Annotated in this window: 9 protein-coding genes; 7 read left to right on the top strand and 2 right to left on the bottom strand. The window is 61.8% G+C overall.

Features of this window, described 5'->3' with window-relative positions; all coding sequences use genetic code 11:
* Positions 1 to 98 precede the first annotated feature (98 nt).
* Entirely contained in the window at positions 99 to 485 is a 387-nt protein-coding gene (locus GXP34_04225) for a hypothetical protein (GenBank protein ID NOY55174.1), read from the top strand.
* 2 nt (positions 486 to 487) lie between these two features.
* Here the strand turns inward: GXP34_04225 and GXP34_04220 are convergent, their stop codons facing one another.
* Positions 488 to 916, bottom strand: a complete 429-nt coding sequence (locus tag GXP34_04220) for an acyl-CoA thioesterase (GenBank protein ID NOY55173.1) — start codon at positions 914 to 916, stop codon at positions 488 to 490.
* A 138-nt stretch (positions 917 to 1,054) separates the two neighbouring features.
* Here GXP34_04220 and clpB point away from each other — a divergent pair, with 138 nt between their 5' ends.
* The 4 genes from clpB to GXP34_04200 all read left to right on the top strand — a co-directional run bounded on the left by clpB (position 1,055) and on the right by GXP34_04200 (position 5,924).
* A complete protein-coding gene (gene clpB / locus GXP34_04215; GenBank protein ID NOY55172.1) occupies positions 1,055 to 3,625 on the top strand; it encodes an ATP-dependent chaperone ClpB in 2,571 nt (856 codons plus the stop codon).
* 239 nt (positions 3,626 to 3,864) lie between these two features.
* Positions 3,865 to 4,206 (top strand): PadR family transcriptional regulator, encoded by a 342-nt coding sequence (locus GXP34_04210; protein ID NOY55171.1) that lies wholly within the window; start codon positions 3,865 to 3,867, stop codon positions 4,204 to 4,206.
* The gene (locus GXP34_04205; GenBank protein NOY55170.1) at positions 4,196 to 4,996 is read left to right on the top strand and encodes an NfeD family protein; all 801 of its coding nucleotides are present in this window, start codon (positions 4,196 to 4,198) and stop codon (positions 4,994 to 4,996) included. The genes GXP34_04210 and GXP34_04205 overlap by 11 nt, the downstream gene beginning before the upstream one ends.
* Positions 4,997 to 5,000: 4 nt before the next feature.
* Entirely contained in the window at positions 5,001 to 5,924 is a 924-nt protein-coding gene (locus GXP34_04200; protein ID NOY55169.1) for an SPFH/Band 7/PHB domain protein, read from the top strand.
* A 62-nt stretch (positions 5,925 to 5,986) separates the two neighbouring features.
* Here the strand turns inward: GXP34_04200 and GXP34_04195 are convergent, their stop codons facing one another.
* Positions 5,987 to 7,051, bottom strand: coding sequence for a M20 family metallopeptidase (locus tag GXP34_04195; protein ID NOY55168.1), 1,065 nt, complete (start codon positions 7,049 to 7,051; stop codon positions 5,987 to 5,989).
* Between the two features lie 271 nt (positions 7,052 to 7,322).
* Between GXP34_04195 and GXP34_04190 the strand changes: the two genes are divergently transcribed.
* Together GXP34_04190 and GXP34_04185 are read left to right on the top strand one after the other, a co-directional pair.
* Entirely contained in the window at positions 7,323 to 7,838 is a 516-nt protein-coding gene (locus GXP34_04190) for a hypothetical protein (protein ID NOY55167.1), read from the top strand.
* Positions 7,839 to 7,908: 70 nt separating this feature from the next.
* Positions 7,909 to 8,268 (top strand): four helix bundle protein, encoded by a 360-nt coding sequence (locus GXP34_04185; protein NOY55166.1) that lies wholly within the window; start codon positions 7,909 to 7,911, stop codon positions 8,266 to 8,268.
* The last annotated feature ends 6 nt before the right edge of the window (positions 8,269 to 8,274 follow it).

The following is an 8,274-nucleotide window of genomic DNA, read 5'->3' as shown; positions in this document are numbered from 1 at the left end:
GGGGGGTCTTCGTCAGGGGAATGAAGCGACCGCATACCGTGCAGCGCCTGACGAGGTCTAAACCGACTCCTGGTGGTCCCAGGCAGTAGGCTGCTGCCATGCGAGAACGCCCGGTCATCGTCCATGTTCAAGAATCACTCGAAGACGGTGATGCGAGAGTGACCGTGACACTGTCGTGGGAAGACGAAGAGTTCTCTGGTCAGGCCGTTGGCGCGACCGCCGATGCCGCTCGACCCAGGCTCGTGGGTGAGGCGACCCTTCACGCCATCGAGAAGGTCGCTCACGACGCGATCACCATGGATCTCAGTGCAGTGGCCACCCAGGAACTCGGCGATGTCCGCATCGCTCTGGCACAAGTGGACATCACGAACCTCAGCGAACGATTCGTCGGCAGCGCCCTCATCCGTGACGACGACCCTTCTCTTGCCACCGTGCGGGCCGTCCTGGACGCACTCAACCGCCGTATCTCCCTGCTCGACGCCTGACTCTACGTCCCGAGTCGCTCCCGCAGATGGATGCGTTCCTCCCTGCGCACTTCCGCTGCGGCCTGCCGTTCCCGTTCTCGGTCGGTCGACGGCTCGAGCGAAGGAATCTCGACCGGATGCCCATCCTGGTCCACGGCGACCATGGTCAGATACGCAGTCGTCGTCAAGGTCCGCTCCCCACGGAGTGCATCCTCGCGATGTACGACGACCTTGACCTCCATCGAGGTATGCCACGCCTGGGTCACAACGGCCTCGAACGTCACGACATCCCCGATGTGTACCGGAGCGAGAAACGACAGGGAGTCCACTTGCGCCGTCACCACTCGTGACTGGGCATGGCGAATCGCCGCCACCCCGGCGATCGTGTCGACCAGCTTCATGATCGAGCCCCCATGTACGAAACCGTTCGAATTCGCGTCCGGAGGTTGCATGACCAACGACAACTCCGACACTCGCGGCGCTTTTGGCTCCACCCTCTCCTCCAAACTTGATATACTGAGACTCAGATTTTCTGGAATTGCAGTAGTCCTTCTACGGTTCCCCCTGGAGAACCATACCGGAGATAGCCCATGGAATTCGACCGTTTCACGCACAAGGCACAACAGGCGCTCGTCGACGCCCAGGAACTCGCCAAGACCGCACACCACCAGTCGGTGGAACCTTCCCACCTCGCGTTGGGACTCCTCGCCCAGGCCGACGGGATCGTCTACCCGATTCTCACCGGACTCGGCGTGCAGCCTCCTGCGTTGCGCGCGGCCCTGCAGCAACATCTCGACACGCTTCCGAAAGTGTACGGAGGCGAGCTTTCGATGTCTCAGTCGCTGCTTCGCGTCCTCCAGGCCGCGGATCGGCACCGATCGGAAATGCACGACGAGTACGTCTCCGTCGACCATCTCCTCCTTGCGCTCGCCGAGAGCGACGACCCGGCAGGAGCAGCCTTTCGTGACCTTGGAGCCACGGCAGATGCCATACTTCAGCAGCTCGCAGACGTCCGCGGTTCGCAACGGGTGACCTCGCAAGACCCCGAATCGACGTTCAACGCACTGGAGCAATACGGGCGTGATCTCACCGAACTGGCACGGGAGCAGAAACTGGATCCCGTGATCGGACGTGACGATGAGATCCGTCGGGTGATCCAGGTGCTCTCACGGAGGACGAAGAACAACCCCGTGCTGATCGGCGAACCGGGAGTGGGCAAGACCGCAATCGTAGAAGGCCTTGCCCAGCGCATCGCCGACGGAGATGTCCCCGAGGGCCTCAAGAGCAAACGCATCGTCGCACTCGACCTCGGCGCGATGGTTGCCGGAGCGAAGTACCGGGGCGAGTTCGAAGAACGCCTCAAGGCGGTGCTCAACGAGATCAAGTCCGCGCAGGGCGAGATCATCACGTTCCTCGATGAGATGCACACCATCGTTGGGGCGGGGGCGGCCGAGGGTGCGATGGATGCTTCGAACATGCTCAAGCCCATGCTCGCTCGTGGTGAGCTGCGCATGATCGGTGCAACGACGCTCGACGAGTTCCGTAAACACATCGAGAAGGATGCCGCTCTCGAGCGTCGGTTCCAGCCGGTCTTCGTCGAGCCACCGTCGGTGGAGGACACGATCGGTATCCTGCGCGGTCTCAAGGAGCGCTACGAGATCCACCATGGTGTGCGCATCACCGATGCCGCTCTCGTGGCCGCTGCAGTCCTCTCGGATCGCTACATCACCGGCCGGTTCCTTCCCGACAAGGCCATCGACCTCATCGACGAAGCCGCCTCGAAGCTTCGCATCGAGATCGACTCGATGCCCGAGGAGATCGACGAACTCGAGCGCCGAATCAAGCAGCTCGAGATCGAACGGGCGGCCCTCCAGAAGGAGACCGACGAAGCCTCTCGCGAACGGCTCGACAATCTCGAGAAGGAACTTGCCGACCTCCAGGAGCAGATCGGCGGGCTGCGTGCGCATTGGCAGCTCGAGAAGGACGCCATTGCTCGAATCCGCAGTCTCAAGTCTCAGATCGAAGAGACCAAGGCCGAGGCCGAACATGCCGCGCGTTCCGGAGACCTCGAACATGCCGCGGAGCTTCGCTACGGCCGCCTGCCACAGCTCGCCGAAGAGCTGGGAAACCGCCAGACCGAACTCGAGTCGCTCCAAGAGGACATGAAGATGCTCAAAGAGGAGGTGGACGACGAAGACGTCGCAGAAGTCGTCGCCCGCTGGACCGGCATTCCCGTGTCACGCCTCATGGAGGGAGAGGTCGAGAAACTGGTCCATCTCGAGGAGTACCTCCACGAGCGGATCGTCGGTCAGGACGACGCCGTCACCGCCGTCGCAAATGCGATTCGCCGCAGCAGAGCCGGTCTGTCGGATCCGAACCGGCCGATCGGATCGTTCATCTTCCTCGGACCCACCGGGGTCGGAAAGACAGAGCTGGCACGCTCTCTCGCGTGGTTTCTCTTCGACGACGAGCGGGCGATGATCCGCATCGACATGTCCGAGTACATGGAGAAACACACGGTCAGCAGGCTCATCGGCGCTCCACCCGGGTATGTCGGCTACGAAGAGGGTGGCCAACTCACCGAGGCCGTTCGACGCCGCCCATACTCCGTGGTCCTGCTCGACGAGATCGAGAAGGCACACCACGACGTCTTCAACGTTCTCCTACAGTTGCTCGACGACGGGAGACTCACCGATGGTCAGGGCAGAACCGTGGACTTCTCGAACACGATCTTGATCATGACGTCAAACCTGGGTTCGGAGTTCATCGAAGCAGGCTCGACGGACGAGGTCGTCAAGGAACAGATCATGAACATTGTTCGGGCGTCGTTCCGACCGGAGTTCCTGAACCGCGTCGACGAGATCGTCGTGTTCCATCGCCTCACGGCGAAGGATCTGGAACGCATCGTCGAGATCCAGATGGTGCATCTGAGAGACCGTCTCGCGACGCGCCGCATCGGTCTGGAGCTGACCAAAGAAGCCAGGGCCTGGCTCGCCGAGCATGGTTACGACCCGACCTACGGGGCGCGGCCACTCAAGCGGCTCATCCAGAAGCAGATCGGCGATCGTCTTGCACTGGATATCCTCGAAGGCCGGTTCCGGGAAGGTGACACGATCCACGTCGACGCGGGTGAGGATGGCCTGATGTTCTCACAGGAGTGAGCTCACCCGGTTCGTGCTTGGTACCTCGTACTCTGTACTTCGTATCGCGGCGAGCGTTGATGCGGGACCACGGGGCGGGCGTGGTGGCTCGAGCGCCGGCCTTCCTGTCGGTGTGGCTGTCTCGAGAACAGGGAAAGAGCCTGCATTGTTCAGAAGGACCGCACTCCGGGTGTAGATGCCCCTACTAACTTGTAACGCAAGGGTCCGGCTGCTATACTGCATTGCATGATAGGCGGTCGATGAGCGTTGAACACAGTTCTCAGCTCCTCAAGGGTGCCCTCGATCTGTGCCTCCTGGCAGTGATCTCGGAAGAACCCAGCTACGGCTATGAAATGGTGCGAAAGCTGCAGGAGCGGGGACTGACGCTGGTGAGCGAGGGCAGCATCTACCCGTCGCTCAGCAGGCTGCAGAAACAAGGCCTCATCGAGGGATACAAGGTCGCTTCGAAGGAGGGACCGAAGCGCAAGTACTACCGAATTCGCCCCGCCGGTGAAGACAAGCTGGCAGAGTGGAGTACGGCATGGAGGGAGCTGGCACAAGGCGTGGATGCCGTGTTGGAAGGAGGTGCCCGTGTCAACTGACGTTGTGCAGATCGTCGCAGACTGCGAGCGATACTGGATCGCGACCCAGGTGCCTCGCCGAGCAGCGCTCGAGATGAAGGTGGAACTCGAACAGCATCTCCGATTGGCCACCGCCGAGGGCAAGAGCCCCGAAGCCGTCGTCGGTTCCGATCTGTCCCTCTTCGCAGAGATGTGGGCACGAGAACAGCGGGATCCACTGAGCGACCCTGCCCGGACCTGGAGGTCGGTCACGAACGGGGAACGACTCCACGCCAGATCGCGGCTTGGCGTGATCGTCGTCTTCGTCGCCGCAGCGACAGCAATCGGACTTTCGGCAGCAGTCTTCGATAAAGGGAGCAACGAAATGGAGAACGAATTGTGGAGGTGGGTGTGGATCTCGGCTGCCTTCGTCTTTGGAGTGGGTGAGGTCTTCACGGCCGGCTTCTTCATCCTGCCCTTTGCGGTCGGAGCGGTCGTCGCTGCGGTGCTTGCCTGGCTGAACGTCGCCGTCGGCGTCCAGTGGGCGGCGTTCCTCGTTGTGTCGATCCTCGCGCTGATCGGCCTGCGCAGGCTCGCGCCGGCGGATGAACCTCAGCCCTCGGTCGGTGCGAACCGTCTCATCGGCTCGTTCGGGAAGGTCCTGGAAACGGTCGAACCGATCCACGACCAGGGACGCGTCAAGGTCGAGACCGAGGAGTGGCGGGCAACGACAGACGCGGAGCGGATAGAAGAAGGCACGACGGTGACCGTCGTCGGCGTGCGCGGCACCCGGCTGGTTGTCGAACCAATCGAAGAATCGGAAGAGAGGTAACACTATGGAATTGCCCCCATCGGTCATTCTGCTGATCGTCATCGCTGCGTTCGCGATCTTTTATGTGGCCAACGCCATCAAGATCGTCAGCCAGTACCAGAAAGGACTCATCGAGCGGTTCGGGAAGTTCCGCAGAACCGCCGATCCCGGCTTGAACTTCATCGTCCCGTTCATCGAGACGATGAAGCGCGTCGATATGCGAGAGCAGGTCGTCGACGTGCCCCCGCAGGAAGTCATCACCAAGGACAACGTGGTTGTCACCGTCGATGCAGTCGTCTACTACCAGGCAACCGACCCGGTGAAGCTCAAGTACAACGTCGCCAACTTCATCATGGCGGCGACAAAGCTCGCCCAGACGAACCTCCGTAACGTCGTCGGCGATCTTCAGCTCGACGAGGCGCTCACGTCACGAGAGAGGATCAACACGCAGCTCCGGGAGATCCTCGACGACGCCACCGACGTGTGGGGAACGAGAGTCGTCCGTGTAGAGATCCAGCGCATCGAACCGCCGCCGGATGTCACCCAGGCGATGCACAGGCAGATGAAGGCGGAGCGGGAACGGCGTGCCGTGGTCACCGAGGCGGAAGGCCAGAAACGGTCGGCGATCCTGAAGGCAGAAGGTGTCAAGCAGGCGCGTGTGCTCGAGGCCGAAGGTCAGGCGGAAGCGATCAAGCGGGTCGCGGAGGCCGACAAGTACCAGAAGCTCACAGTCGCCGAAGGTGAAGGTCAGGCCATCGAGCGTGTGTTCCGAGCGATCCACACCGGGGATCCAACGCCGGATCTGATCACGATCCGATACCTCGATACGCTCAAGGGCATGGCCGATGGGAGGGCGACGAAGATCTTCCTGCCGGTGGAGACCAGCGGCATTCTCGGCAGTCTCGGCGCCATCAAGGAGATGTGGGCGGCCGAGGCCGACGAGTCGTAACGCGCACGGCAGACCGAATACTCGGCATGGAGGCGGCGGACACTCGGTCCGTCGCCTCCTCGTTACAGGTCTCCCCAGCGGTTCTCCACCGCAAGGTCGATCACGGTCCATGCCATCGCCAGTGCACCATCGCGAATCGCCTTGTCCCCATCGGGTGTGATCGTCGCAGCAGCGAACTCGGGCTGATGGTTGACGGCTTCGCCGGGGTTGATCGACAGGAACGGATGGATCGCCGGCACAACATGGCTCACGTTGCCCATGTCGGTGGACCCGGCCATCGGCATGTCGGCACCACGAGCCATGGTGCGTCCGAGCGCCGACGCGTTACGGTCGAACAGCTCCACGAGTACCGGATTGCTGACCAGGTCCTCATACGGATGGCCGATTGCAGAAGTCTCCCAGGTGCAGCCGGTGGCGATGGCGGCGGCTTCGAAACAGGCCATCACCTTCTCGGCGAGTTCCTCGAGATGCTCCTTTGTCGCAGCCCTGATGTACCAGGAAGACCGCGTGTAACTGGGGATGATGTTCGGCGCGTCGCCTCCGTGCGTGATGATCCCGTGCAAACGGTCACTCGGAAGGATTTGCTGACGTAACGTCGCGACATTGACGTACGCCTGAACAAACGCGTCCAATGCGTTGATCCCCTTCTCGGGCGCACCGGCAGCATGCGAGTCCTTGCCGTGATACTCGAGATCGACATGACGAACCGCCAGGACCGAAGGGTCGAGCACGTCGTCGGGACTGGGGTGAATCATCATCGCAGCCGATGCAGTTTCGAATGCACCCGCGTTGATCAAGTCGACTTTTCCGCCCTTCATCTCTTCGGCGGGAGTGCCGAGAACGGTCACGCGAAACCCCAACTCGTCCGTCAATCCGGCCAGCGCCAGGCCGGCACCCAACGACGCCGTGGCAATGATGTCATGTCCACAGGCGTGGCCGATACCCGGAAGTGCGTCGTACTCGGCACAGATCACCACTTCCGGACCGTGCGATCCGACTCGTGCCACGAAGGCGGTGTCCAGGCCGTAGGCGGGATACTCGACGGCAAAGCCATGATCGGCAAGGTACGCGGCCAGCTTCGCCGAGGTTGTGAACTCCTGAAACGCAATCTCGGGATGCTCATACATCCAGTGGCTGATGCTCTTCAGATCCTCCTCGACCTCGGAGAACCGCTGTTCGGCAACCTGCTTGGGATTCACACATACCTCCGTTCGGCCCCGACGGTACCACTGGCCGGTATCCCGTAGCTCCTACTTCGTATTCCGCACTTCGTATCGCGACTCAGCATCGACACAAGGCAGCGGGGCGGGCATGACGGCTTGCCATGCCGACTCCAAGAAGTACGTTCCCATCAGCTCCATAACCAATCTCACACGACAACACTTCTAACCTGCCCTCATGAGGACAGCACTCGTGGCGATCGCGGCAGTACTCGTTGCGGCGTGTTCACCCGAGCCGGCAACGACCACGACGGTGCCGACGACCACGACGCTGCCCACGACGGCGGTGATCACGACAACCACGAGCGTCTTGGACGTCTGTGACCCTCCCGACTTCCTGCCAACCGTGCTCCCCACGAGAGTCGCCGCCGACCAGCCCGAGTCACGGGACGTGCTGCTCGATCAGTTCACGACCATCCCGGGCACGACGATCCGACTCTGGGCGGGCCCGTCCGGATCACCGGTGATGGTGATGGTTCGCGGAGCCCTGCCCCCGGAACGGTGGACGGCAACTCCCGAACGTATTTCGGTCCGCGGGGTCGATGCGGCCCTCGGACCGCTCCAGGACGGTGTGTGGGCCGTTGCATGGTTCGAAGGTCCCGATGTCTGCGATGAGTACAGCTTCATCTTCTACCCACCTGTCGACCCGGCCGAGATCAGAGCCGTCGCCGAGAGCGTGACGGGAAAGAAGTAATCCGTACCTCGTATTTCGTACTTCGTCGAAGAGGTTCCCCTGATCCGTGCGGTGTGGTATCTGTTTCGGAGTGCACGACTATCGCAAGCTCGACGTCTGGACAATGAGTCAGCGGTTTGTGCGCGATCTATACCTGGCCACTCAATCATTCCCAACTCGAGAGCAGTTCGGATTGACCCGGCAGCTGCGACGTGCCGCCGTGTCGATTCCCTCCAACATTGCGGAGGGTGCAGGGCGAGGTGGTCGAAAGGAGTTCGCTCGGTTCATCCGGATTGCGGCGGGATCCGCGTGTGAGGTGGACACTCATCTGCAAATCGGACTCGACCTCGGATACCTCGACTTCGAGCAGCACGCGCGGCCGGGTTCGGTCCTGGAGACGATCAAGGCAAGACTCGGCGGGCTCGAGCGCAGTCTCACTGCCAAGCCCTGATAGCCG

The organism is Actinomycetota bacterium (assembly GCA_013152275.1).
Lineage (GTDB): Bacteria > Actinomycetota > Acidimicrobiia > Spongiisociales > UBA4744 > BMS3Bbin01.
This window is presented reverse-complemented; position numbering and strand designations above follow the sequence as displayed.

Coding starts and splice junctions, on each gene's coding strand:
- GXP34_04225 (NOY55174.1), top strand. CDS start 99: ATGCGAGAACGCCCGGTCATCGTCCATGTTCAAGAATCACTCGAAGAC.
- GXP34_04190 (NOY55167.1), top strand. CDS start 7,323: ATGAGGACAGCACTCGTGGCGATCGCGGCAGTACTCGTTGCGGCGTGT.
- GXP34_04195 (NOY55168.1), bottom strand. CDS start 7,051: ATGTATGAGCATCCCGAGATTGCGTTTCAGGAGTTCACAACCTCGGCG.
- clpB (NOY55172.1), top strand. CDS start 1,055: ATGGAATTCGACCGTTTCACGCACAAGGCACAACAGGCGCTCGTCGAC.
- GXP34_04210 (NOY55171.1), top strand. CDS start 3,865: ATGAGCGTTGAACACAGTTCTCAGCTCCTCAAGGGTGCCCTCGATCTG.
- GXP34_04220 (NOY55173.1), bottom strand. CDS start 916: ATGCAACCTCCGGACGCGAATTCGAACGGTTTCGTACATGGGGGCTCG.
- GXP34_04200 (NOY55169.1), top strand. CDS start 5,001: ATGGAATTGCCCCCATCGGTCATTCTGCTGATCGTCATCGCTGCGTTC.